The organism is Celeribacter sp. SCSIO 80838 (assembly GCF_056498065.1).
The window spans coordinates 2,798,743-2,824,480 of the sequence record NZ_JAZKMA010000001.1 but is presented as its reverse complement, the minus strand read 5'-3'; the positions used below and the strand labels follow the sequence as shown (position 1 = coordinate 2,824,480).

The following is a 25,738-nucleotide window of genomic DNA, read 5'->3' as shown; positions in this document are numbered from 1 at the left end:
TGGTTAACATGGGGCGAAATATTCCATGGAATGGTAGTGAATTCATTAAGGTTTTGTTCGGAATTGTGCTCGCATTAATCATTTAAACCGCATGAAAACAAAGCTTTGAGAAAACATCCTGATCTGAGGTTAACGGATTTTCCCGGTCTGAAACGCGCTCTGCGGATAAGGTTAAAATTTTAAATATCCTCCCGGATGATCCTAGGGCGCGCTGGGTCGGGACGAAAACCGCAGCACAAGTGAGTCCCTTTTCGAAAACCTCACCATATTCCGGTCACATTTTGCCCCACTCTTGTTCTGCCCTCTCAGCCAGGTCTGCGTGGCGCTGTGTGCTTTCCAAGCCAGAACCAGACTGCTAAGGACAGTGCCAAGACCGTCTCAGGGGAGATTTTGCACATGACTGCGGACCGGACAGCGGATCGACGCGGCCTTCTCATCATCCTGTCGTCGCCCTCGGGCGCCGGGAAATCGACGCTGGCGCGCAAGCTCATGCAGTGGGACGAAAGCCTGAGCTTTTCCGTCTCCGCCACCACCCGCGCGCCGCGCGAGGGCGAGGAGCACGGGGTGCATTACCATTTCGTCGATGTGCCCGCCTTCAAACATATGGTGGATGAGGGCGAGATGCTGGAGCATGCCAATGTCTTCGGAAATTTCTACGGATCGCCCGCCGCTCCCGTGCGTGCGGCGATCGAAGCGGGTCGCGATGTGCTTTTCGATGTGGACTGGCAGGGCGCACAGCAGATCTCCAACTCGGTGTTGCGTGATCACGTCTTGTCGGTCTTCATCCTGCCGCCCTCGATCACCGAACTGCGCCGCCGTCTCGAAGGCCGAGGTGTCGATGCGCCTGAGGTGATTGCCAAGCGGATGGAGCAAAGCTGGGACGAGATCAGCCATTGGGACGGCTATCACTATGTCTTGGTGAACGACGATCTGGACGTGACATTCGAACGGCTCAAGACCATCGTGTCGGCGGAGCGCCTGAAACGCGCGCAGCAACCGGGGCTGATGGGCTTCGTGCGCAAGTTGCAGGCGGAATTCGAAGAGGTCGAGGGATGACGCTTTACACGCTGGACGATCACGCGCCGGTTCTGCCGGAGAATGGCGACTATTGGGTGGCCCCCGATGCCAATGTCATCGGCAAGGTGGTTTTGGAAGAAGGGGCGAACATCTGGTTCGGGGCGACGCTGCGGGGCGACAACGAGATGATTTTCGTGGGCGCAGGCAGCAACATTCAGGAAAACAGCGTCTGCCATACCGATATGGGCTATCCGCTGACCATCGGCGCGGGCTGCACCATCGGGCACAAAGCCATGCTGCATGGCTGTACCATCGGTGAGAATTCCCTGATCGGCATGGGGGCGACCGTGCTCAATGGCGCGAAGATCGGCAAGAATTGCCTGATCGGCGCCTGTGCCCTGATCACCGAGGGCAAGGAGATCCCCGACGGGTCGCTCGTGATGGGCAGCCCGGGAAAGGTTGTGCGTGCGCTGTCGGAGGCGGAGATTTCCCGGCTCAGAGGCTCAGCGCTACATTATCAGCAGAACGCTCGACGCTATCGCGACGGATTGCAGAAGATCGGATAAGGAAAGGGGCCGCGCGGCCCCTTTTTCGTACTCTGCGTTTTCAGAGCGCTGTCAGTGCAGGGAGGCCAGCACCCGCACGGGTTCCGGGCGCAGCACATCGAAATCAAGGCCCGGATAATGGTTGCGCAATTCGTTGCAGATGATCTCCGGGCGGGGCAGGTCGCGGGCAAGAACGCGATAGGCTCCCTTGTAGCGCGCGGTCCTCAGGAAATCCGCGAGATCGAGGCAATCGAACTGGTCGGAAATCGCCGGAGACATTACGATGTCGGGACAGATGCCCTGCAAAATCTCCGGGGTGAGATCGGCGAATTCAATGAAAAACACGCCGCTGCGCTTGGGAAAATGCTTTTTCAGGGTCTGCATGCGCTGAGGCTCTCCGACCATCAGGATCATGCCGCCCGTGTCGAATTGCGTTCCGCGCTCTCCCGCAAGGAACTCTCCGAAAGCCGTTTGTCTTACGGTTCCCATGGGCTGGGTCCCCATCTGTTTCTGCCTCATCGCCTTTGAGGAAACGGGCAAAGTATCGAAAATGCAACAATATTTTTGCCGAATTCGGAAAATTTCGCAAATTGAAAATATGATGGCGCAGTTTCAGGCAGGGGATGTGGATCGCACTTGGCCTGCGTGCGTCGTCATGAAACAGTTACATCGCCGCTTTAGGCAGGCGCGCAGGCAGGATTTCCAATGCACTACAGCTTCAAATCTTCTTCCCGTGACAGCGACATGGTCAGCGCCTTGGCGGATGCCATGCCCTTGCCTGTCGTGGTGATCGGGCGGGACGAGCGCATCATGGCGGCGAATGCCCCGGCGCGAACCCTGTTCAACGAGCAGATGGTCGGTCGGCATTACATCACCGTGCTGCGCCAGCCGATGTTGCTCGATGCGATCGAGAACGTGTTGCGCCTGTCGCAACCGGCCGAGGCGGTCTATCGCATCACGGAAAGCCAGCGCGAGCTGGTCTATGACGTGGTGCTGCGGCCGGTGATCGTCGGCGATTTCGCCTGTGTCACGGTCGCCTTCGAGGACAAGACCGAGGTGTACGAGGCGGGGCAGATGCGGCGCGATTTCGTCGCCAATGTCAGCCACGAACTGCGCACGCCGCTGACTGCCGTGCTGGGCTTCATCGAAACGCTTCTGGGTCCGGCGGCGGACGATACCGGCGCGCGGGAGCGGTTTCTCGGGATTATGGACCGCGAGGCCAAGCGGATGAACCGCATCGTCGGCGATCTTCTGTCCCTGTCGCGCGTCGAAGCGGAGCGGCGGGTGCGCCCGACGGATCACGTCGACGTCTCGGCGCTTCTGCGCTCCGTCGCGCTCAATCTTCAGCCGGTGGCCAAGGCGCAGGATGTGACGCTGCTCCTTGAAGGGGTCGAGGGGCGCGAAGACGTGCCCGGCGATCACGATCAACTCATTCAAGTGTTCACCAACCTGATCGAGAATGCGATCAAATACGGCGGGCGTGGCAAGGAGGTGCGGATCTGTCTGACCTCCCATACAAACGAGCCGACGATGCGTTCGCAGGCGGTGCGTGTGGATGTCTCAGATCAGGGCGAGGGCATTGCAGCACAGCATATTCCGCGCCTGACAGAGCGATTCTACCGAGTCGATTCGCACCGCTCGCGCGAAATGGGCGGCACGGGGCTGGGTTTGGCCATCGTGAAGCATATTCTGAACCGGCATCGCGGACGGCTCAGGATCGAAAGCCATGCCGGGCAGGGCAGTTGCTTCTCCGTCATCCTGCCTTACGAATAAGCGTCACATAAACTGTCACAAATCGCGTTCAAGGACGGGATTTTCCGTCTGCTTTCCGGTCGGCAAAGGTTAATTTCCTGTCACAATCCTTGACGGAATGTCACAGCAAGGATGCAAAACACCAGAAAACTTCTGTGTTTTCTGGACTAATCCGGAAGATGTCGAGGGAATTCACACTCTTTGTCATGAAACTGTTACATTAGTTTCACAAAAGCATTGCACGCCCCCCCTAAACCGCCCAGCGAGAGAGCAATACCGCTCTCGGACATAGAGCAAATCAGGAGCATACGATGTCCTTTGTGAAACTGACCGCCTCCGCGATCGCGATCGCAGCCGTCTCCGCCACCGCCGCGAGCGCCCGTGATCAGGTGCAGGTTGCCGGTTCCTCCACCGTTCTGCCCTACGCTTCCATCGTCGCGGAAGCTTTCGGTGAAAACTTCGACTTCCCGACCCCGGTCGTGGAATCCGGTGGCTCCTCCGCTGGTCTGAAACGCTTCTGCGAAGGCGTCGGCGAAAACACCATCGACGTGGCCAACGCGTCCCGCAAAATCAAAGACAAAGAAATCGCCGCCTGTGCCGAAGCTGGTGTGACCGACATCATCGAAGTCCGCATCGGTTACGATGGCATCGTGTTCGCGTCCCAGCTGAACGGCCCGGCCTTCACCGCTTTCGAACCGGCTGACATCTTCAACGCTCTGGCCGAGAAAGTCCTGAAAGACGGCGAGATCGTCGCGAACCCCTACACCCAGTGGGCCGAATTCAACGCCGACCTGCCGGCTGCCGACATCATGGCCTTCATCCCGGGCACCAAACACGGCACCCGTGAAGTCTTCGAAGAAAAAGTGCTCCTGGCTGGCTGTGAAGCCACCGGCGCGATGGAAGCCATGGTCGCTTCCGGCATGTCCGAAGACGACGCCGAAGGCGCTTGTATGGCTGTCCGCACCGATGGCAAATCCGTGGACATCGACGGTGACTACACCGAGACGCTGGCCTCCATCGACGCCAACCCGAACGGCATCGGCGTGTTCGGTCTCGCCTTCTACGAGAACAACACCGACAAGCTGAAAACCGCGACCATGTCCGGCGTTGAAGCCACCACCGAGTCCATCGCCTCCGGCGATTACCCGGTCTCCCGCCCGCTGTACTTCTACGTGAAGAAAGCCCACATCGGCGTGATCCCGGGTCTGAAAGAATATGCTGAGTTCTTCGTCTCCGACGATATGGCTGGCCCGGACGGCCCGCTTTCCGAGTACGGCCTCGTGTCCGACCCGGAACTGGCTGCGACCCAAGCCGCTGTCGCTGCTGAAGACACCATGCAGTAAGCCTCAGGGGTACCCCTAAGGTTTGCACGAAGACAGAGGCGGCGCGGGGGATCTCGCGCCGCTTCCCGCCGGAAAGCCCCGCCGACACCGGCAGATCGCTTTTCCGAAATCCCTGCACCGGGCCGATTGACCGGATTTCCACGGCCCCGCATAGGAGCAGCTCCATGCCCGTTTTGTGGCTTTTCATCCTCGTTCTGGCCCTTGGCCTTATCGGATTTGTTCTCGGGCGTGCCCGCGCGCTCAAAGATGCGCAGGGCGATATTCGCCTGCTTCACTCCCTTCCAAGCTATTACGGATCGAACGTGCTTCTGGCCACGTTGATCCCCGGTTTCGCAGTTCTGGTGCTCTGGCTGATCGTTCAGCCGATGGTGATCCACGGCCAGGTGGCCGGTCTGATCCCGGAGCGCGGGCTGTCCGATTACGGCTCTCTCAACCTCGCCATGTCCGATGTGCGCCGTGTTGCCGAGGGGCTCGACATCGCGGTCGAGAAAGGCGCGCTGAGCGCCGAACAGGCCCACGACATTCGCACCGAGTTCACCGACATTCGCGGTCGTCTCGGCGAGGTCGGCGTGGCGCTCGGCTCCAACGTGCAGCCCTATGTGCTTCAGGCGGCGCAGAAATACCGGACGATGAACGCGACCGGCCACTGGCTGATGACCGGGGCCGTTCTGGCGGCCGCCATCGCGGGCTTTGCCGTGTCCTTTCTGCGCACCGGCAAGGACATGCGCGCGCGCAATTCCGTGGAGCGCGTGATCCTGATGCTGCTTCTGTCGGCGGCCTCTATCGCGATCCTGACCACGGTCGGAATCGTCCTGTCGCTGATCTTCAATACCATCGAATTTTTCAAACTCTACCCGGCCGCAGATTTCTTCTTCGGCACCACATGGGCGCCCTCCTTCGGCGGCGGCTCCGAGCTGGGCATCCTGCCGCTGTTCTGGGGCACGTTCTACGTCTCGATCATCGCGCTCGTCGTGGCGGTGCCGATCGGGTTGTTTGCCGCCGTCTATCTGTCGGAATACGCAGGCCCCAAGGTGCGCGCGATCGCCAAGCCGCTTCTTGAAGTGCTGGCCGGTATCCCGACCATCGTCTACGGTCTCTTCGCGCTTCTGACCGTCGGGCCGCTCCTGATGTCGATCTTCGGCGACGGTGGGCTTGGCTGGATGCAGGGCGGGCGCTCCGTCATGACCGCCGGGATCGTGATGGGCGTGATGCTCATCCCCTTCGTCTCCTCGCTGTCGGACGACATCATCAACGCGGTGCCTCAGGCGATGCGCGACGGCTCTCTGGGTCTGGGCGCAACGAAATCCGAAACCGTGAAACAGGTGGTGCTGCCCGCAGCCCTTCCGGGCATCGTCGGCGCCATCCTTCTGGCCGCCTCGCGCGCCATCGGCGAAACCATGATCGTGGTGCTGGGGGCAGGGGCCGCAGCCAAGCTCAACATGAACCCGTTCGAGGCGATGACCACCGTGACGACGCGGATCGTCTCCCAGCTCACCGGCGATGCGGATTTCTCCTCGCCGGAGGCGCTGGTCGCCTTTGCCCTTGGGATGACGCTTTTCGTTATCACCCTCGCGCTCAACATCGTCGCACTCGTGATCGTGCGCAAATACCGGGAGCAGTATGACTGATGTCCGACTTTACCGCTGATAACGGCCCCGCCAAAGCAACAGGCAAGACAGAGGGCAAAAGCTCGCTCCTGACGCTCAGCGCCCGCACCAAGCGCCGCAACGCCTCGGAAGCCCGCTTCAAGGCCTATGGCATCGGCGCCATCGCGCTCGGGCTGTTCTTCCTCGTCGCGCTGCTTGTATCGATCATCTCGAACGGCATCCCGGCCTTCAAACAGACCTTCGTCACCATCCCGGTGGAACTGACCGAGGCCAAGCTCGACAAGAACGGCAACCGCGATCCGGCGGACCTCGCCAAGGTCACGACCTTTGGCTACAGCCCGCTTGTGACGACGTCGCTGATCACCGCGCTCAAGGACAAGGGGATCGAGATCCCCTTTGCCAAGGAAAAGGATGTGGCGGATATTCTGTCCTCCTCGGTTGCCGCCCAGGTGCGCGACACCGTGCTCGCCAACCCCGATCTGATCGGGCAGACGGTCGATTTCCGGCTTCTGGCCTCGTCCCGTGTCGATGGCTATTTCAAGGGGCGTGTGACCCGCGACAGCCTGGCACGTGACAAGAACCTCGACGCCGAGCATCTCGACGTGGCCGATGCCATGGTCAAGGCGGGGCTGATGAAGACTTCGTTCAACCCGGCCTTCATCTTCGGCTCCGACGCCTCGGAAAGCCGCCCGGAACAGGCCGGGATCGGGGTCTCGATGGTGGGTTCCTTCTTCATGATGATGGTGGTGCTGGTGCTGTCCCTGCCGATCGGCGTCGCGGCCTCGATCTATCTCGAGGAATTCGCGCCGCAGAACAAATGGACCGACCTGATCGAGGTGAACATCTCCAACCTCGCAGCCGTCCCCTCCATCGTCTTCGGTATTCTGGGCCTCGCCGTGTTCATCCAGTTCGGCCATCTGCCGATGTCCGCGCCGCTCGTCGGTGGTCTGGTGCTGACGCTGATGACGCTGCCGACGATCATCATTTCGACCCGCGCCTCGCTGAAGGCCGTGCCGCCCTCGATCCGCGATGCGGCTCTGGGCGTGGGCGCCTCCAAGATGCAGTCGGTGTTCCACCATGTGCTGCCCTTGGCCATGCCGGGCATCCTGACCGGGACCATCATCGGTCTGGCGCAGGCGCTTGGCGAAACCGCACCGCTTCTGCTGATCGGGATGGTGGGCTTTATCGCCTCCAACATGCCCGACGGCATCGCCGCCGGTTTCCTGTCGCCGAACTCCGCCATGCCGGCCCAGATTTACGAATGGGCCAAACGCGCCGATCCGGCGTATTATGAGCGGGCATGGGGCGGGATCATCATCCTTCTTGTATTCCTGATGACGATGAACATCATCGCCGTCATCCTGCGCCGACGCTTCGAGCGCCGTTGGTAACGAGGTCATTTGAGGTTAGACCCATGAACGATATGCGAATTGTGAGAAAAGACGTGGACATGAACGACACCAAAATCTCGGCCAAAGGCGTACAGGTTTTCTACGGCGACACCCACGCGATCAAGGACGTGAACGTGGAAATCCTCGACAAGACCGTGACCGCCTTCATCGGTCCGTCCGGCTGCGGCAAGTCGACCTTCCTGCGCTGTCTGAACCGGATGAACGACACGATCGACATCTGCCGTGTCGAGGGCAATATCTTGCTCGACGGCGAAAACATCTACGACAAGCGCGTCGATCCGGTGCAGCTTCGGGCGAAAGTCGGCATGGTGTTCCAGCGTCCGAACCCCTTCCCGAAGTCGATCTACGACAACATCGCCTATGGCCCGCGCATTCACGGTCTGGCCAAGAACAAGGCCGATCTCGACGAGATCGTCGAAAAGGCGCTGCGCCGTGGCGCGATCTGGGACGAGGTCAAAGACCGTCTCGACGCACCGGGCACCGGGCTTTCGGGTGGTCAACAACAGCGTCTGTGCATCGCGCGCGCCGTTGCGACCGAGCCGGAAGTTCTGCTGATGGACGAGCCGTGTTCCGCACTCGATCCGATTGCGACGCTTCAGGTCGAGGAACTGATTGACGAGCTCCGTGAGAATTTCTCTGTCGTCATCGTCACCCACTCGATGCAACAGGCCGCCCGTGTGAGCCAGAAAACCGCCTTTTTCCACCTGGGCAACCTTGTGGAATACGGTGACACCGAACAAATCTTCACCAACCCGAAAGATGAGCGGACTGAAAGCTACATCACCGGCCGGATCGGCTAAGGGAGAGAGACGACATGCATAACGACAGCAAACATATCGCCACAGCGTTCGACCGCGATCTCGAAGCGATTCAGGCCATGATCATGAAGATGGGCGGTCTTGTCGAAGTGGCGATCAAGGACGCGGCACAGGCCCTCGACGAGCGCGATGTGGAACTCGCCGAGAAGGTGCGCGCCTCCGACAAGGCCATCGACAAACTCGAAGAAGACGTCAACGAAGAGGCGGCGCGGCTCATCGCGCTGCGCGGGCCGACCGCCTCGGATCTGCGCACGGTTCTGACCGTGATGAAGATCTCAACCAACCTCGAGCGTTGCGGCGACTATGCGAAGAACCTCGCGAAGCGCACCGGCGTTCTCGTCAACATGCGCCCGATCGAAGGCGCGGCCCCCTCGATCCGCCGCATGGCGCGCGAGGTGGAGGAGATGCTGAAACTGGCGCTCGACGCCTATATTCAGCGCGACGTCTCCATGGCCAACGAAGTGCGTCACCGCGACCTCGACGTCGACCAGATGTACAACGCCCTGTTCCGCGAATTCCTCACCTATATGATGGAAGACCCGCGCAACATCACCGCCTGCATGCACCTGCATTTCATCGCCAAGAACATCGAACGCATGGGCGACCATGCCACCTCGATTGCCGAGCAGGTGATCTATCTGACCACTGGCGAAATGCCGGAAGACGCCCGTCCGAAAGGTGATTTCACCTCGCAGGCCGTGGACGCGGAGGATCTCTGATGTCCGCAGACCAGCCCCGTGTTCTTGTCGTCGAGGATGAACCCGCCCAGCGGGAGGTTCTCGCCTACAATCTCGAGGCCGAAGGCTTCGCAGTCTCCAAGGCGGAGAATGGCGATGACGCGCTTCTCTACGTGGACGAGGACAATCCCGATATCATCGTCCTCGACTGGATGTTGCCCGGGGTCTCCGGCATCGAGATCTGTCGTCGTCTCAAGACCCGGCCCGACACGCGCGAAATCCCGATCATCATGCTCTCGGCCCGCTCCGAAGAGGTGGACCGGGTGCGCGGGCTTGAGACCGGGGCGGACGATTACGTGGTAAAACCCTATTCGGTGATCGAGTTGATGGCCCGTGTGCGCACCCAGCTGCGCCGCGTTCGTCCGGCGGCCACCGGGCAGGTGCTCGAATACGATGACATCCGCCTCGACAGCGAGACTCACCGCGTCACGCGCGGCGCAGAACAGCTCAAACTCGGACCGACAGAATTCCGGCTTTTGTCCACTTTCATGGAGAAACCGGGCCGCGTCTGGTCACGTGAGCAACTCCTCGACCGGGTCTGGGGGCGTGACATTTACGTCGACACCCGCACGGTAGACGTCCATATCGGACGGCTCCGGAAGGCCCTGTGTCAATATGGCGGCGAGGACCCGGTGCGCACGGTCCGTGGCGCGGGCTACGCGCTTGGCTGAAGCCGCAACAGGACAACGCGTGCAATAAATGAGCAGAGAAGCACCGGTCCCGCCGAGGGTCGGTGCTTTTTCGCACTGAAAATGCGAAGAAAAATCCGCCTCTCTTGCCGAGCCCTGCCAACCTGTGCTCAGATGATTTGAGCAAATTTCGACAGGCGGCGGATCAGGGCGGAGCATGACGGATCTCTATTTCAAGGAACCCGCACATCTGCGGACCTATCGCGGCATTCGCGAGTTGATCTTGTCAGGCGATCTCGTGCCCGGCGAACCTGTGACGATCCAGGGCCTGACCGACCGGCTCGGCGCGGGCATGACGCCGGTGCGCGAAGCGATCCGGCGGCTGACCTCGGAAGGCGCGCTGATTTTTCATGGCAACCGTCGGGTGACGGTCCCGGCGCTGACGCTCTCCGAGGTGGACGATCTGATTTTCGCCCGTTTGGCTTTGGAGCCCGAACTTGCGCGCCGGGGGGCCGAGCGGATGACGGAGGCGGGGCTCACAAGCCTCGTCGAGGTGGACCGCGAGATCGACGTCGCCATGGGGCAAGGCGACATGCGCGGCTATATGATCTACAACCACCGCTTTCACATGCAGCTCTATGCGCCCGGACGCAGCGAAGTGATCAGCCCGATCATCGACACGCTCTGGCTGCGCTGCGGTCCCGCGCTTCGGGTGATGTGCACCCGGTTCGGCAACCAGAACCTGCCCGACATGCACCGCGTGGCGATCGAGGCACTTCGGCGTCACGACAGTCAAGGCGTGGCGGAGGCGGTTCGGCGCGATATTCTTCAGGGCATGGAGAATATTCGCGCCATTGTCGCTGAAACCTCAGAGTTAACGTAAAGTCTAAGCTTAAATGGATATTGCCTTGATTTCACAGAAATCTTCTATGCCATAAACGCCGCCCTCGCGGCCGTTCCCCGACAGTTTGTAGCCCCCGAAAGGCGAGCCGTAGGAAATATCCGAACCGTTCAGATGCACCATACCCGCACGGATTTCCCGCGCCATGGCCATGCCGCGAGCCTGGCTTTCTTCGGTCGCGCCGGTCTGGATATAGGCGGCGAGGCCATAGGGCGTGTCATTGGCAATTTCGACGGCCTCGTCGTCACCGTCATAGGCAATCATCACCAGAACCGGGCCGAACACCTCTTCTTGCGCGATGCGCATGTCGTTGGTCACATCGCCGAACACGGTCGGACGGCAGAAATAGCCGCGATTGAAGCCTTCGGGCCGATCAAGCCCCCCCGCGACGAGCCGCGCGCCATCTTCGATCCCGGCCTGAATGAGGCTCTGCACCCGGTCGTATTGCATCTGCGACACCAGCGGACCGATGTGAGTGCCGGGCTGGGCGGGCAGGCCGATTTCGGTCGCTTCGGCGACCTCTTTGGCGATCTCCATCGCGGTCTCGTAATGGCTCTGCGGGATCAGCATGCGGGTCGGCGCGTTGCAGGATTGGCCGGTGTTTTGGAAACAATGGCGCACGCCACGTTTCACCGCCTCCTCGAAATCGCAATCGTCCAACAGGATGTTCGGCGATTTGCCCCCAAGCTCCAGCGTCACACGTTTCACCGTGGAAGCGGCGGCTTTGGAAATCTCCACACCCGCACGCGTCGAGCCGGTGAAGGAGACCATGGCCACATCCGGGTGCGACGAGATCGCCGCGCCCACGGTCGGCCCATCGCCATTGACGAGGTTGAACACGCCTTTCGGCAGGCCCGCTTCTTCGAGAATTTCCGCATAAAGCAGCGCGCTCATCGGCGTCAGCTCTGAGGGTTTCAACACCATTGTGCAACCGGCGGCGAGGGCAGGGATTACCTTCAGCGCGATCTGGTTGATCGGCCAGTTCCACGGCGTGATAAAGCCGCAAACCCCGATCGGCTCATGCACGATGAGATCGCCGGGGCCGTTCTGGTGCTCAAACTCGAACTCTTCGAGCGCTTTCACCACGCCGTCGAGATGGCCGATGCCCACGGCGGCCTGCGCCCGATCCGACAGCGAAATCGGCGCGCCCATTTCCTCGGTGATGGCGGCGGACATTTCATCGTAGCGCGCCTGATAGGCCTCGCGGATCGCGGCCAAAAGGTCCAGACGTTCGGCTTTCGTGGTGCGAGAAAACGACGGGAAGGCGGCCTTGGCGGCGGCGACAGCAGCATCGACATCGGCTTTGGTGCCCATGGCAACCTCGGCAAAGACCTCTTCGGTCGCCGGGTTGATCACATCCATCAGTGTGCCGCCGAGAGGCTTGACCCAAGCCCCGTTGATATAGAACCGGTCGGTTTTCAACTCAGTCATTTTCGCCTCTTATCCTGTTGTATTTTATATCTTGTCGCGCAAAGCATACCACGTCATCGCGAGCGCCAGAAGCGGCGTCCGAAGGCTCGGCCCGCCGGGAAAGCGCGGGCTGGGCAGCGATTGCATGAGATCGAACCGTGCCGCGTGGCCCTCGACCGCCTCCGCCGCGATCTGGCCCGCGAGCGTGGCGAGCGCCACGCCCTGACCGGAGAACCCGGCGATGGACATGGATGACGGCCCGAGACGCGCGAAATGCGGCAGACGGGACATGGTGATGCCCAATGTGCCGCCCCAGGCGTAATCGAGTTTCGCGTCTTTCAGCTCCGGGAACACGCCCAGCATCGGCGCGCGGACCTTGGCGCGAATATCGGCGGGGAATTTATAGCCATAGCTTTCGCCACCGCCGAAAATCATCCGATTGTCCGGCGACATGCGATAGTAATTGATCACGAAGCGACTGTCCGCGACGGCATGACGGTTCGGGAGCAGCTTGGCGGCAAGACCCGAGGGCAGGGGCTCCGTGACCGCGATGAAATTGTTGATCGGCATGACGTGATGCGCGACGTCGTGGTCGAGATTGTTGTGATAGCCATTGAGCGCGAGGATCAGGTGATCGGCCTCGACCACCGCCTGATCGGTATGGATGCGCGGCTTGCCTTTGGTCTCAACCTTGGTCACCCGCGACAGCTCATGGATGCGCGCGCCTGCGGCCTCGGCCAGACGCGCGATGGCGAAAGCGTAGCGCAGCGGGTGGAGATGGCCGGAGCCCATGTCGAGCGTGCCGGAATGGTAATCCTCCGAGCCGACCTCATGGCGGACTTCGTCGCGGTCGAGGTAGCGGATTTTGTCGTAGCCGTAGACCTTGTGCATATGGTCCACATGCTTTTGCGCATGGTGCGAAAACCGCGCCCGGTGGTTGGCGTGAATGACGCCATCACGCCAGTCGCAGTCGTCACCGCTTTCCGCGAGGATCGTTTTGACCAGATCGACCGCCTCGGCGCCCAGATCCCAGAGCATCCGGGCGTCCTCCAAGCTGACATGGGTTTCCAGCTCATCCTGTTCGAGCCGCTGGCCCATGGAGACCTGACCGCCATTGCGCCCGGAGGCGCCCGATCCAACGCGGGAGGCCTCCAAAAGCACCACGTCCAATCCCCGCTGCGCCATATGGAGCGCCGCCGACAGCCCGGCATAGCCGCCGCCCACGACACAGACATCGGCCTTCACCGTGCCGGTCGCGGCCGGGTAGGGGCCGGGCATGCTGTGGCTGGCCTCCGCCGTCGCGGCGTACCACGAGTTCGGATGCTCGCCCAAGCGGTCGTTATAGGTCAGGATGTCCATCAGAACCTCAGGCGTTCAGCCCCTCCGCATTGATCCGCTCCAGCGTTTCGTCGAGCGACTTGCGGGCGCGTTCGATGAGGATATCGACCTCGGCCTTGGTGATCGTCAGCGGCGGGGAGATGATCATCCGATCGCCGACATGGCGCATCACCAGATTGTTGGCGAAACAGCGCTCGCGGCAGATATAGCCGACCGTGCCGCCGGGAGCCTTGAATTTCGCCCGCGTGGCCTTGTTCGGGGTGAGGGCGATGGAGCCCATCATGCCGACGATCTTGGCTTCGCCCACCAGCGGGTGATCGACCAGCGCTTCCCATTTTTCCTTGAGATAGGGGGCGATCTCTTTGCCCGCGCGCTCGACGATGCCTTCTTCTTCGAGAAGGCGGATGTTTTCGAGCGCCACGGCACAGGCCACCGGATGGCCGGAATAGGTGTAGCCATGGGCGAACTCGTCGCCCTCGTCGATCACCTTGGCGATCTTGTCGGACACGATGGAGGCCCCGAGAGGGATATAGCCGGAGGTGATGCCCTTGGCGCAGGTCATGATGTCGGGCGTGATGCCCATGGTTTGGGAGCCGAACCAGTTGCCGGTGCGGCCAAAGCCGGTGATGACCTCGTCGACGATCAGCAAGATGTCGTATTTCTTCACGATGCGCTGAATCTCCGGCCAGTAGGTCGCGGGCGGAACGATCACGCCACCGGCGCCCTGAACGGGTTCGGCGATAAAGGCGGCGACGGTTTCGGGTCCGAGTTCGAGGATTTTCGATTCAAGCTCCTGTGCGCGTTGCAGACCGAATTCTTCGGGCGTCATATCGCCGCCTTCGGACCACCAATCGGGCTGGTCGATGTGGTGAATGCCGGGGATCGGCAGGCCGCCCTGCGCGTGGATGCCCTTCATCCCGCCCAAGGACCCGCCGCCCATGGTCGAGCCGTGATAGCCATTCCAACGCGAGATCACATTGAAGCGCTCGGGCTGGCCCTTGAGTTCCCAGTAATGGCGCACCATGCGCAGGTTGGTGTCGTTGGAATCCGAGCCGGAGCCATTGAAGAACACATGGTTCAGATCGCCCGGTGCAATCTCGGCGAGTTTCTTCGCCAGCATGATTGCGGGGACGTGCGAGGTCTGGAAGAAGGTGTTGTAGAACGGCAGTTGCTTCATCTGCCGCGCGGCCACTTCGGCCAGTTCCTCGCGCCCATAGCCGACATTGACACACCACAGGCCCGCCATGGCGTCGAGAATTTCCTCGCCCTCGCTGTCGGTCAGGAAAACGCCCTTGGCCTTGGTGATGATGCGCGCGCCTTTCTCGGCCAGTTCAGCCCCAAAGGTAAACGGGTGCATATGATGCGCGGCATCGAGCGCTTGCAGCTCGGCGGTGGGCAGGTGGTTGTCTTGCATAGTCTTTGTCCTTTGTCGCCGACCCGTTCGCGCGCATCGTTCACAGGGGCGGACACGGGAGGCAGAGAGTCGAAACGGGCCGGGGATCGTTTTGATCCGTCACTGGAAAAATATGATCAAATTTTTGAACGGTCAAGCGCGAGCCGCTGTGCGCGGGCTCTCAGGGGGCTGTGTGAGAGCCCTTGTGCCGAAGGATTGAGCAGCTGGGAAGAAGGCGGGACGGAACCCCGTCTTTGACATTTAGGAGAACCCGGATTACCTGAAATCCGGAGAACACCAGAGACGGGCAGAGATCATGCAGCAGGCACAGACAGACGAAGCCCCGCGGTTGCGCAGCCGGATTTGGGCACATCGCCGGACGATCGCGCTGTTGCTCCTGTGCCAGCTCGGGCAGGTCTCCGCCTCGCTTTTGTTGCCGGGGTTCAGCGCCGATGTGATCGACCGCGGCATTCTCGCCAAGGCACCCGGGGTCATCTGGCAATTCAGTGGGCTGATGGGGCTGGCCTCCATCGTGCAACTTGTCCTGAGCATTGTCGCCGTCATGCTCGGCGCAAGGATCGCGTTTCAGATCGGACGCGATCTGCGCGCGGATGTGTTCGACAAGGTCCATGGGCTGGCGCTGTCGCAGGTGCAGGGGTTCAGCGTGGGCTCGCTGATCACGCGCTGCACCAATGATGTGTTGCAGGTTCAGACCATGGTGATCATGGCGCTGACGATGATCGTCATTGCGCCGATTATGGGGGTGGGCGGTGCGATCATGGCGGTGCGCCAAGATGTTCAACTCTCGGGACTTTTGCTCGTGGCCGTGCCGGTTCTGGCGCTGATCATCGGCAATTTGACGCTCCGCGCGACGCCTTTGTTTCAGATCATGCAGGGGCAACTCGACCGGGTGAACTCGGTGCTGCGCGAACAGATCGAGGGCATTCGGGTGATCCGCGCTTTCTTGCAAAAAGATCGCGAAGCGGCGCGGTTTGCCGAGGCCAACGCCGACCTGACCCGCACCGCGATTCACGCCGGGCGGCTGATGTCGATGACCATGCCCTCGGTCTCGGCGGTGATGCAGATGGCCTCCGTGGCGCTGATCTGGCTCGCCGCGGACCGGGTGATTTCGGGCGATCTGGCGGTCGGCGCGCTGATCGCCTTTCTCTCTTATGTCTCGCTTATCCTGATTGCGGTCATGATGATGGGGATGCTCGTCGTCATGCTGCCGCGCGCTTTGGTCAGCGCCCGGCGGATCGACGATCTGTTGCTGAGCCCGCTCGAAGTCGGCCCGCCAAGCGCGCCCGTCGCCTTGCCGGACAAGGGGCAGGGGTTGCATCTGCGGTTCGAGGAGGTGAGCTTCGGCTATCCGGGGGCGCAGAGCCGGGTGTTGCAGGACATCACCTTCGATCTCGGCCCCGGCGAGGTTCTGGGCATCATCGGGCCGACCGGCTCCGGCAAATCCACCGTCGTCAATCTGATCGCCCGGCTGAACGACCCGAGCGAAGGGCGCGTTACCTTGGGCGGTGTCGATCTGCGCGACATTGCAAGCGACGATCTTGCGCGCCGTCTCGGCTATGTGCCGCAAAAGGCCTATCTGTTTTCCGGCACGGTCCGCGACACCCTGCGTTTGGGCGCGCCCGAGGCCGATGATGCGGCGCTTTGGCGGGCGCTCGATGTGGCGCAGGCGGCGGAGTTCGTCCGGGCGCTGCCCGAAGGCCTCGACGCCCCCGTGGCGCAGGGCGGGACGAATTTCTCAGGCGGTCAGCGGCAGCGCCTCGCCATTGCCCGCGCGCTGGTCTGCGACGCCGATCTCTATCTTTTCGACGACAGTTTCTCCGCCCTCGATCAGGCCACGGATGCGCGGCTGCGGGCGGCGTTGCGCGGAGCGGTCTCCCATGCCGCAACCGTGATCGTCAGCCAGCGCGTCTTGTCGATCCGCGAGGCCGACCGCATTCTGGTGATCGAGCGCGGCCGGGTGGTGGGCTTTGCGCCCCATGACATCTTGCTGCGTGACTGCCCGGTCTATGCCGACATCGTGCGCTCGCAAACGGGTGCGGAGACGGCGGCATGAGCGCGCGTGAGCAAAATCTCGAACAGGTCGAGCGCCCGGAAAATCAGGGCCCGCGTCGCGGTCCCGGCGCCGGTCTTGGCGGGGCGAAACCCAAGGATGCGCGCCATGCGCTGGCCCGTATCTGGCAGGCCTTCGGGCGGCGGCGACCCTTGCTGATCGCCACCATGCTGTTGAGCCTCGGAAGCGTCTTGGGCAGCACGATCGGGCCATGGCAGCTTGGGCTTGCGACCGATATTCTGGTGGGCGACGGCTACAGCCATGCGGCTCTGATGCGCCAGTTGGCGCTTGTGGCGGCGATCTATCTGGCGGCGGCGGGGCTCAATCTGTTGCAGGCCTGGCTGATCAACGATCTGGTGCAAAGCATGGGGCAGGGGCTGCGGACGGCGGCGCAGGCCAAGCTCTCCCGCGTGCCGCTCAAATGGCATGACGCACAGCCGCGTGGTGAGGTTTTGTCGCGATTTACCAATGACATAGACAATATGATCCAAAACCTTCAGCACGTCTCAAGCCAGGTGGTTCTGATGAGCATGGCCATCGTCGGTGTGCTGGCGATGATGGTCTTCCTGTCGCCGCCGCTTGCCGGTGTTGCGCTGATCGCCATCCTGATTTCGCTGAGCATCACCCGACTGATCGCCCGCGCCGCCAAGCCGCAATTTGCCGCACAATGGCGGGAAACCGGACATCTGAACGCCACGGTGGAGGAGAGTTTCTCCGGTCAGACCCTGATCCGCGTCTTTGGCGCGCGCGACCGGGTCGATGCGCAATTCGCGGCGCAGAACGAGTCGCTCACTCGGGCTGCGATGCGGGCGCAGATTCTCGCGGGTCTCATTCAGCCCCTGAGCATGTTCATCACCAACCTCGCTTACATCGCCGTCGTGCTGTTCGGGGCGTTCCGGGTGTTGGCCGGGAACCTGAGTCTCGGCGAATTGCAGGCCTTCATCCAGTATATTCGCCAGATTGGCCAGCCCGTGTCGCAGCTTGGCAGCATGGCGGCGCAAATCCAATCGGCGCTTGCCTCGGCCGAGCGGGTGTTCGAATTGCTCGACGCACCGGAGATGGGGGCGGATACCGACGCGTCGGGCCGTAAACCGGCAAAAGGCCATGTGGAATTCGATCATGTCGGATTCCGCTACCTGCCGGATCAGCCGCTGTTCGAAGACGTGAGCCTGACGGCAGAGCCGGGCCAGATGCTCGCCATCGTCGGGCCGACGGGCGCGGGGAAAACCACGCTGGTGAACCTGTTGATGCGCTTCTACGAGATCGACAGCGGCGCGATCCGGCTCGATGGTCGGGACATCCGCGAGATGCCGCGCACCGAGCTGCGCCGGGCGATGGCGATGGTGTTGCAGGACACATGGCTCTACACCGGCACGATCCATGACAATATCGCCTATGGCCGCCCGGAAGCCACACGCGACGAGGTGATTGCCGCCGCAAAGCGCTGTCACGTCGACGATTTCGTCCGGACCTTGCCGGAGGGCTATGACACGGTGCTCGACAATGGCGGCGCGTCTCTGTCGCAGGGGCAACGCCAGCTGATCACCATTGCGCGGGCGTTTCTGCTCGATGCGCCGATCCTGATCCTCGACGAGGCGACGAGCTCGGTCGACACGCGCACGGAAATGCTCATCCAACAGGCCATGGCGGAGCTGCGCACGGGCCGCACCAGCTTTGTCATCGCGCACCGGCTGTCGACCATCCGCGACGCAGGGCTGATCGTCTATATGGAGGCCGGGAGCGTGCGCGAGACGGGGACGCATGACGCGTTGATGGCTTTGAAAGGCGGCTATTGGCGGCTTCAGGGGCAGCCGGAATGAGAATATGAAGTTAGTCTTATAATTTGTATTAAAGATAACGGAAATACCACTACATGTTGTGATGATAGAACAAATCCCAAAGGGAGTAAATACACAAAATGTAGGAACTGCAAACACCGCTTCGCGGCCCTCCGGGTAGGTATGTTTGCAGAAGAACCGAAACCCCATAGGGGCCCCTCGGTTCTCGCCGACAAGCGGCGGGGATACAGTAGATAGGTCATTCTAGTGACCAGTCACAGGAGAAGTATCACAAAGTAGAGAAGTAAATAGGCTTAGATAAAAGAAAAGGGCCCAAGAAGGGCCCAGATCATTTACGCTTGAGAACGAAGTAAAGACCCAAAAACAAAAGGGTCAATACCGCCAAAGAGACAAGAGAAGAGCCCATTACTGACGTCCAGCATTCCTACCTTTGCGAATAGGTCTACCCTGATCAATAGAAGCAGAACCGTCAAGGCCCTGATCATCTAGAGCGGCAGCAAGCTCAGAAGAAAGACCGCTTTCACCAGCGAGCTTAATAATGGTGTTAAAAGCCTGATCCATCTCCGTTTCACCCTTCCGAATTGAGGAAATAATATCAGACACGCCACGGCCGATCTTGGTGAACTGAGAAGAAGACGCCAAATATTCCAGTGCAAGCTTCACAGGAGCGTAATCATAGCCTTGGATCATCAAAGCAGTATCAGCACGCACGTTATCAGGACGCTCGCGCTCAGTCGCAGTCTGCGCCGTTGTAAGATCAGTCTGAGCATTCAGTTGACCAGTACGAGCGGCAATTTCAGCCTTTTCGAGTTCAGACTTCATAGAACCCATGTTGTTCATATCGATCGGGACACCAGAGAAAGCACCAGACTTAGACATGAGTTCAAAAGCAGTAGAAGGCGGGACACCTTGCCGAAGGAGTTCAGTGCCAAAGGCTTGACCAGCTTGAATGCGAGCGACACCAAGTTGAGTGTGCGATTGAAGATTGATTGCTTTGTCCTGTTGTTTGATCTGTTGGCCAGCAACAGCGCCCTGGGCGAAAGCGCCAGCGCCACCGCCAGAGCCGAGTTGTTCCCAAGGAGTAGTGCCGGGATAGGCGGCATCCATATAGTCCTTTTGAGCAGAACCTTGAGAAGATGCGACGCCAAGTTTGTCAGAAGCCCACGAAGACACAGCGTCACCGACAGCACCCTTAAAAGAATCCTTAGCAGACGACAAAAGGCCTTGGAGAAAGCCAGCGCCCTCATTCGAAGCGGGCTGAGAAGGCTGCCCCCCAGAGGGGAGCAGAGTAGAGTTTTCAGCAAGAGGTTGTTCAGGAGGCTGAACAGGTTGCTGTTGACCAAAAAGACCAGAGGCGACCCGAGGAAGAACAGCCGAAAAGAGTGTGCCAAAAATGCTCATTGCGCCAAAGTCACCAGATCGGGGCCAACAAAACGAGACACAGTGAAACTGGCACAAAAACCAGAGAGAGGAATAGAAACTGCTGTCTTGTTACGAACCCAGAAACCCAGACCAAGCAAGAGATCATCCGCATTCTGGATATGAGGCTTAAGAGTACCAGAGGACGAAAAATAAGCACCGCTATTAGAGACCGGAAGAAGAGAGCGAATAACGGTATAGTCCTCAGTAGAACGAACACCCACAACAGCATCCACAGTCAAAGACGGGGGAAGCCGAGCGCAGATAGAATACTGATAGAACTCACGAAGATCGACAGCCTGAGGACAATACAGACCAATAAACGCAGACTTTGAAGCCTCGATAGTACCGAAAAGATTGAAAGCCTGCGAATGAACATTCGCAACCGAAGGTCCATTATTTTGAATACCAACGTCACTCGCAGTCACGGTCAAATTGCTGATATTCTGAACAGAATAGCCGTGACAGACTTCATGATAAGAAGGGCGATGCATTAAACCATACCTCCAAAGATAGACGAATTTTGATCGGGCAGGGGACGGAAAGCAGTCACCCTATGAAGGCCGACAGAAACAGCGTGTCTGAGCTTCATAGATTGAAACATACCGTTATAATCATCAGCCTCGATCAGATCGGTGCGGCCAGACGGCGGCTTTTGAAACTGCCAACCAGCATCATTCACGTCGAAAATGTCGTGAATATAAGACGGATGGTCGCGATACCATTCATAGAACGGAACATAGCCAGCAGAGGTTGTTCCAGAACCACCTTCCCACAAATCCCTGAAAAAGTACTCCTGAGGAGGGAAAGACGAACCGGGCTGAGGAACGATGAAATGGAGACCACGATTGAAGTCATCCAAGTAATGTTTACTGTCCTGAAAGACCGGAGGCATACGAATAACCATCCAGAGTGTCAAAGACCCATGCTCGCTGAAAAAACGGCGAGGCATGTTGAAATTGACCTTTCCAATAGCCTTACCAACAGCAGCGCCAAGATCAGCGCCGGAGGTGCCATTGATGTCAAAGCCTGAAAGCCATTCAGAAGCACGATAAACAAGCTCGGGACGATCATCCGAATAATCATGCACAGGAGCGCCAGCAAGATCACCCATGATCTCAGTGTAACGCGACGAAAAGAAATCACGATAGAGATCCTGACGGGCATCAGACTGAGCCGACTGAATATCGAACAACGAAATGTCAGAAGCCGACACATCGAGGTTATACATCGCGTCGTCAAGGTCGGGCAAAAAAGCTTGAGCAGTCGCCCAGCCTTTAAGGTGAGCCACCTTGCGACCATGATTGGCATACTCACCAGTCGGTGTAGCGTCCTCGACAATCTCAGTGAAAGACGGGTCGCGGAAATACCAATTGTAGATACGATTGGCATCACAGATGTAATGCCGAGGGAAAGTCTTCTCAGCCATAATCCACTTCTGGCCATCAGCAGCGGTGACAGAGGGAAAAGTACCAGAAAAGCGGGGACCTTGCTCAATAGCATTGATCCACGTTTGACCATAGGTATACCGGTACGGATTGAAGAAGGCGAAAACGTCAACCTTTACATCGACAGCAAGCGGCCGCCGAAGCTGATTGAGCCGGACAAGAATATCCGAATTAATTTGAAGAGAATCCCCCGCAATCACAGGAATGCGAGAAATCATTTGCATACGACCAATATCGTGAACGAATTGGGAGCGGTGAGTGAGGTCACAGATAGAGCGCTCCATTATGCAGCGCTCCCGATTTTGAGTTTCGCATTGATCTCAGAAACATACTTGGAATAGAGATCAGAACCATCGAGAGCAGCACGTGCACGCATGATTTCATGCAGCATTTGACCACCGTCAAGGCGTTCGATTTCAACGGAAGTCTCAGCGTCAGCAAGATCGCGAGCAGGTTTGATCCCAGAGAGCCATTGAGAAATTGCGAACCAGTTCGCCGGAGAAACAATAGTTGCAACGACAGCGGCAACGATCTGTGCAGGAACGTTGACGCGAGCAAGGCCAGCGAGATCACAGAGGCCATAGACAAGCGTATCGAGCGTCTGACGAACAGTGATACGTTTGTCAGAAGTCCAAGGCGTCTCAGAGCGCAAAACGTCAAGATGCGCCTGAGAAATGCCAGAAGAAGCCAAAACAGCCGGAAGCTGAGTGTTGCTCAGATACATGATAGAGGCGAGATAATAAGAAGCATTCATAGGATAAGGTCCTTGATGATGTTGAGGTCAATGTGCTCGACCAGTTCAAGAAGCACAGAGCGAATTTCATCCAAATCAGCGGATTCGATTGACGCAATGTGATCATTTGTTTCGAGAAGAACCGCGATAGCTGTGCGGTATTTCTCAACGGTAGAAAGTGCTCGATCCAAGTTAGCGAGACGATCACGAAGGGCAGGGGCTACATCCTGCCAATGTGCAATCCTCTCCCGAGGGTCCTCTTGTTGTTCAGTTGCCATTCGTTAAAGGCGTCCCCGCGGTTGACGGAATTTCCAACATTCGTGCGGGTGGATTTCTGTTGAGCGAGGGTCTGCGCGGCTTGCGCGACTGAGCCAAGCTTGGTTTGAGGCAAAAGCGGACGGTGCGACTTGCCGAAGATGCGCCGCGCGGCGATCTGCCTCAGAAGGTTGCGGGGCGGGTTGTCCGTCAGGGGCAGGCGATCCAGAAAGGGTTTGCTGTCCCCGGCCAAGATCATGAGGGCTTCCGCCGTTGTCATTTCGTCCAGACGTTGCAGACCGAAGCGACGTGTCATTTTCGTTCGACATCCTCCGATATCTCCTTTTTCTTGAGTGATGTATTTGCTCATGTAGAGAGCGACGGCGATGGGAGAACCGGTCTTGCGACCAGCAGGCCAGCGCCAGCCGAGTTGCCCGTAATTGTCCATAGGCGAGAAACGAACAGCGACGGGATCACCGAAGCCATAGGGCCAAAGGGTCCGAAGCTCCGGGATAAGTTGAAGATTGCCAGCGGCCCGACCAAAGTTTGGATCAGAGAAACCGGAGGCCTCTTCGAAGATGAAAAGGCAATGCATGTGGAGGCGACCTTCATCGCCTCTTTCAGTAACGCCACAGTAGGTGAATTCACCGAAGCGACGTTTGAGGAGTTCGCGGAAAACCTTGAACTCAGTGCGACCCTTATCGAAAACATATTCGTGCAAAGGGTCAGCGGTCAGGGTCCAAAACACCGGATAACCACCGACCACGTCCAAGTGCTCTTGAATGCGAAAACGAAGCGCGTCAGCGCGATTGCGTTCACCACGTTGAGCAGCAGAACGATAGATCAGATTTTCCTTGTCGGATTTTGCACGACGCATATCGCAGCCGCAGTAGGCAGAGAAAGCATCAATATCCCGAACAGGTTTGAACCATTGGTTAATAATTGATGATGCTATAAGTTCCTTATTATCAAGTCGGGGAAGACGAGATTTGGCAGAGGCATAGCGTTTCATCAGCAGAGGGAATTCCACAGCAACTTGACCAGCACCCAGTTCTTTAACCAGTTGGTCAACTTTGCGAATAATGGAATTATAACAGGACTTTACCCGAGCCTGTTTATAGGACGGATAATGAGAGCCAGAAACAGCTGTAGCAGTCGTCAACGGTGAAGAAGAGACAGCACGAGCAAGAATTTCAGCTACAAGGGGTCTCATGTAAGGACCCAAAAGGCGTAAGGCTCATTCACAGCAGTACGCGCATCGAGATGCACAAAAGTGCGATAGAGACCAATACCGCCGAAATAGCGAAGGTTCTTCGATTTCAACAGTTTATGAGAATTCGCAGAGATCGCAGGCCACCGAATGTCAGCGGCAATGCCTTCCATATGTTTAGAACGAGAAGCACCACCAACGGACTTGTTGTAGGAGGCACATCTTGCGCCAGAAGTCACGACAAGAGGAAAACCACACTCGGCACGCAAATCATTGAGAAGATCACGAAACCAAGGCTGAATATCCTTACCACAACCGCACTTGCAGATGGTCTCCGAAGGAGGAAACCAGCCATATTCAGGGGTGTACGTCATTGGAGACCTCGCCGGAAAAAATGAACGAACAAACGTCCATAACGGCTTGATCCTCAACGAAACCGAAGTAATTGAGGGCGACGAAAACAACCAGACCGCCAAGAAGGGCAGGAGTGCCAAACTTGACGGAAAGAGTTTTCAACAGGGTACGAATGCCGAACATCAGAGACGAGTGCCTCCGATCAGCTTGCGGGGTTTCTTCTTCTTGGACATGATACAACTCCGTTGCAAATAACGTGAATTGTAGTGGCAATCCGATAATTGGTACTATCCTAACTATGAAAAACGTAATGTTTTGAGATTTTTAGGGGCGGGCAATCAAGTTTCTGAACAGAAGAATCTGACGAACTTGAGGCCCGCCGACGCACACGACCAAGTGTGAATCACCGAAGTATCGGCCTACCCCTTAATACGCGACATACACGAAGGTGTCAAAAGATGTCGCGAGGCAAGCATATAACAGAACGTGAAGTCGATATGATCCGTGTCGGCTATGCATATGGGCTTAAGAGCACAACGATTGCTCTGGCTATCGGTCGCACCTCTCAGGCGGTTGGAAAGCATATTGAACGTATCAAAACAGATGGTTCTATGGATGACTTTTTATGGGACCGTGGGGCCGAAAAAATGGCGCAATTTCTTCGGGAAGCCGGGGCGAAGAAATGAGCAAGAAACAGCCACCAAAATGGAAACGTGAGGGTTTCGAGAATGAGGCCGACTATCGCGCGGCATGTGCAGCAACAAGACGGACCAAAAAGGCAGCATTTCTCGCGACCAGTGCAAAATTGGGTCAGAGATTGTTGCTTGAAGCTATGTGGAACCGTGCCGACTTTCATCGGCCATTCGTGAAGCTCACAAAGCGCGATCTGATGGAAGATACAGGCATGTGCCTTAAGTCGGTTCAAAGGGGGCTTAAGTTCCTGCGCGATGAAGGAAGCATATTCCCGGCCAAAGGTTGGGAAGGGGGATCGGGAAAGGCAACACTTTGGGCGCTTCGCGTGTCTGGCTCAAAGGGAACGCCAGCAGATCAGCAGATCGAAGACCAAAAGGCGAAGAAAGATCGGGAAGCAACATGGCGCTTTCTCAAAGAGAAATACGGAATGCTCAAGGCCCTAGAGATCATGGGGCCACCTGACGACGATGAATAGAATTCGATAAAATAGCAGAACGAGAATGCCCGCCATTGAGCGGGCTTTTTCGTGCCTGTGGATAACTTTTCCCATTCGAAAAAAAGGGGGGACATTTTGTCCCAAAAAGGGGGGACATTTTTTCTCAAAAAGGGGGGACAAATTTTACCCCCCCTCCATGGTTCCCAAAGGAACCAACGATATGAGGCGTTCCCCTAGTCGGGGAACAAGTTGATAAAGTGCGGGGTGGAGAGGTCCTACGGTAGGTCTGGCGCTGGCGTGGCGTCGGCGGAGATCGAGCGCGGGATGAGCGCCAGCCGGAGGATAGGATAGAGGGCCTTCGGCCCGTGCCATGAACATGGCGAGCGTGGGGCATCGTCGCCACGAAAACACCGCCGTT

At 58.5% G+C, this 25,738-nt stretch carries 24 protein-coding genes; 14 read left to right on the top strand and 10 right to left on the bottom strand.

The genetic code is table 11. The features are described 5' to 3' along the window. Positions 1-396 precede the first annotated feature (396 nt). On the top strand, positions 397-1,056 hold the full coding sequence (gene gmk, locus V1475_RS14170) for a guanylate kinase (RefSeq protein WP_434287201.1): 660 nt from the start codon (positions 397-399) through the stop codon (positions 1,054-1,056). Then, positions 1,053-1,583 (top strand): gamma carbonic anhydrase family protein, encoded by a 531-nt coding sequence (locus tag V1475_RS14165; protein ID WP_434287202.1) that lies wholly within the window; start codon positions 1,053-1,055, stop codon positions 1,581-1,583. The genes gmk and V1475_RS14165 overlap by 4 nt, the downstream gene beginning before the upstream one ends. Before the next feature lie 51 nt (positions 1,584-1,634). Here V1475_RS14165 and V1475_RS14160 read toward each other — a convergent pair whose 3' ends face one another. Next, complete coding sequence (locus V1475_RS14160; RefSeq protein ID WP_479413267.1) at positions 1,635-2,051, bottom strand: hypothetical protein; 417 nt, start codon at positions 2,049-2,051, stop codon at positions 1,635-1,637. 216 nt (positions 2,052-2,267) lie between these two features. Between V1475_RS14160 and V1475_RS14155 the strand changes: the two genes are divergently transcribed. The 8 genes from V1475_RS14155 to V1475_RS14120 all read left to right on the top strand — a co-directional run bounded on the left by V1475_RS14155 (position 2,268) and on the right by V1475_RS14120 (position 10,743). Next, positions 2,268-3,335 (top strand): ATP-binding protein, encoded by a 1,068-nt coding sequence (locus tag V1475_RS14155; RefSeq protein ID WP_479413266.1) that lies wholly within the window; start codon positions 2,268-2,270, stop codon positions 3,333-3,335. 290 nt (positions 3,336-3,625) lie between these two features. Beyond that, entirely contained in the window at positions 3,626-4,657 is a 1,032-nt protein-coding gene (locus V1475_RS14150) for a substrate-binding domain-containing protein (RefSeq protein ID WP_434287206.1), read from the top strand. Positions 4,658-4,821: 164 nt separating this feature from the next. Next, positions 4,822-6,285 (top strand): phosphate ABC transporter permease subunit PstC, encoded by a 1,464-nt coding sequence (gene pstC, locus V1475_RS14145; RefSeq protein ID WP_479413265.1) that lies wholly within the window; start codon positions 4,822-4,824, stop codon positions 6,283-6,285. Beyond that, positions 6,285-7,655: a phosphate ABC transporter permease PstA gene (pstA, locus tag V1475_RS14140; RefSeq protein ID WP_479413264.1), complete on the top strand. Its 1,371-nt coding sequence runs from the start codon at positions 6,285-6,287 to the stop codon at positions 7,653-7,655. Before pstC ends, pstA begins: the two co-directional genes overlap by 1 nt. Positions 7,656-7,678: 23 nt before the next feature. Next, positions 7,679-8,476, top strand: a complete 798-nt coding sequence (pstB, locus tag V1475_RS14135) for a phosphate ABC transporter ATP-binding protein PstB (RefSeq protein WP_434287209.1) — start codon at positions 7,679-7,681, stop codon at positions 8,474-8,476. 14 nt (positions 8,477-8,490) lie between these two features. Further along, the gene (gene phoU, locus V1475_RS14130; protein WP_479413263.1) at positions 8,491-9,213 is read left to right on the top strand and encodes a phosphate signaling complex protein PhoU; all 723 of its coding nucleotides are present in this window, start codon (positions 8,491-8,493) and stop codon (positions 9,211-9,213) included. After that, on the top strand, positions 9,213-9,902 hold the full coding sequence (gene phoB, locus V1475_RS14125; protein ID WP_434287211.1) for a phosphate regulon transcriptional regulator PhoB: 690 nt from the start codon (positions 9,213-9,215) through the stop codon (positions 9,900-9,902). Before phoU ends, phoB begins: the two co-directional genes overlap by 1 nt. 175 nt (positions 9,903-10,077) lie before the next feature. Then, positions 10,078-10,743, top strand: a complete 666-nt coding sequence (locus V1475_RS14120) for a GntR family transcriptional regulator (protein WP_479413262.1) — start codon at positions 10,078-10,080, stop codon at positions 10,741-10,743. A gap of 9 nt (positions 10,744-10,752) precedes the next feature. On the opposite strand, the gene V1475_RS14115 is transcribed toward V1475_RS14120, so the two are convergent. From V1475_RS14115 to V1475_RS14105, 3 genes are read right to left on the bottom strand one after another with little or no spacing between them, the layout of a single operon-like run. Further along, a complete protein-coding gene (locus tag V1475_RS14115) occupies positions 10,753-12,192 on the bottom strand; it encodes an aldehyde dehydrogenase family protein (RefSeq protein WP_479413261.1) in 1,440 nt (479 codons plus the stop codon). A 24-nt stretch (positions 12,193-12,216) separates the two neighbouring features. Continuing rightward, positions 12,217-13,530 (bottom strand): NAD(P)/FAD-dependent oxidoreductase, encoded by a 1,314-nt coding sequence (locus V1475_RS14110; RefSeq protein WP_479413260.1) that lies wholly within the window; start codon positions 13,528-13,530, stop codon positions 12,217-12,219. A 7-nt stretch (positions 13,531-13,537) separates the two neighbouring features. Next, entirely contained in the window at positions 13,538-14,923 is a 1,386-nt protein-coding gene (locus tag V1475_RS14105; protein WP_479413259.1) for an aspartate aminotransferase family protein, read from the bottom strand. 295 nt (positions 14,924-15,218) lie between these two features. Between V1475_RS14105 and V1475_RS14100 the strand changes: the two genes are divergently transcribed. Next, positions 15,219-16,976: an ABC transporter ATP-binding protein gene (locus tag V1475_RS14100; RefSeq protein WP_479413258.1), complete on the top strand. Its 1,758-nt coding sequence runs from the start codon at positions 15,219-15,221 to the stop codon at positions 16,974-16,976. Further along, the gene (locus V1475_RS14095; RefSeq protein WP_479413257.1) at positions 16,973-18,793 is read left to right on the top strand and encodes an ABC transporter ATP-binding protein; all 1,821 of its coding nucleotides are present in this window, start codon (positions 16,973-16,975) and stop codon (positions 18,791-18,793) included. Before V1475_RS14100 ends, V1475_RS14095 begins: the two co-directional genes overlap by 4 nt. Before the next feature lie 384 nt (positions 18,794-19,177). Here the strand turns inward: V1475_RS14095 and V1475_RS14090 are convergent, their stop codons facing one another. The 6 genes from V1475_RS14090 to V1475_RS14065 all read right to left on the bottom strand — a co-directional run bounded on the left by V1475_RS14090 (position 19,178) and on the right by V1475_RS14065 (position 24,211). Then, entirely contained in the window at positions 19,178-20,173 is a 996-nt protein-coding gene (locus V1475_RS14090; RefSeq protein WP_479413256.1) for a hypothetical protein, read from the bottom strand. Next, complete coding sequence (locus V1475_RS14085; RefSeq protein ID WP_479413255.1) at positions 20,170-20,685, bottom strand: hypothetical protein; 516 nt, start codon at positions 20,683-20,685, stop codon at positions 20,170-20,172. Before V1475_RS14085 ends, V1475_RS14090 begins: the two co-directional genes overlap by 4 nt. Next, a complete protein-coding gene (locus V1475_RS14080) occupies positions 20,685-21,923 on the bottom strand; it encodes a major capsid protein (protein WP_479413254.1) in 1,239 nt (412 codons plus the stop codon). Before V1475_RS14080 ends, V1475_RS14085 begins: the two co-directional genes overlap by 1 nt. After that, complete coding sequence (locus V1475_RS14075; protein WP_479413253.1) at positions 21,923-22,393, bottom strand: hypothetical protein; 471 nt, start codon at positions 22,391-22,393, stop codon at positions 21,923-21,925. Before V1475_RS14075 ends, V1475_RS14080 begins: the two co-directional genes overlap by 1 nt. 199 nt (positions 22,394-22,592) lie before the next feature. Beyond that, positions 22,593-23,840, bottom strand: a complete 1,248-nt coding sequence (locus V1475_RS14070) for a rolling circle replication-associated protein (protein WP_479413252.1) — start codon at positions 23,838-23,840, stop codon at positions 22,593-22,595. Beyond that, on the bottom strand, positions 23,837-24,211 hold the full coding sequence (locus V1475_RS14065; protein WP_479413251.1) for a YcbK family protein: 375 nt from the start codon (positions 24,209-24,211) through the stop codon (positions 23,837-23,839). Before V1475_RS14065 ends, V1475_RS14070 begins: the two co-directional genes overlap by 4 nt. Before the next feature lie 438 nt (positions 24,212-24,649). Here V1475_RS14065 and V1475_RS14060 point away from each other — a divergent pair, with 438 nt between their 5' ends. Together V1475_RS14060 and V1475_RS14055 are read left to right on the top strand one after the other, a co-directional pair. After that, a complete protein-coding gene (locus tag V1475_RS14060; protein ID WP_479413250.1) occupies positions 24,650-24,877 on the top strand; it encodes a hypothetical protein in 228 nt (75 codons plus the stop codon). Continuing rightward, positions 24,874-25,359, top strand: coding sequence for a hypothetical protein (locus V1475_RS14055; protein WP_479413249.1), 486 nt, complete (start codon positions 24,874-24,876; stop codon positions 25,357-25,359). The genes V1475_RS14060 and V1475_RS14055 overlap by 4 nt, the downstream gene beginning before the upstream one ends. Positions 25,360-25,738 lie beyond the last annotated feature (379 nt).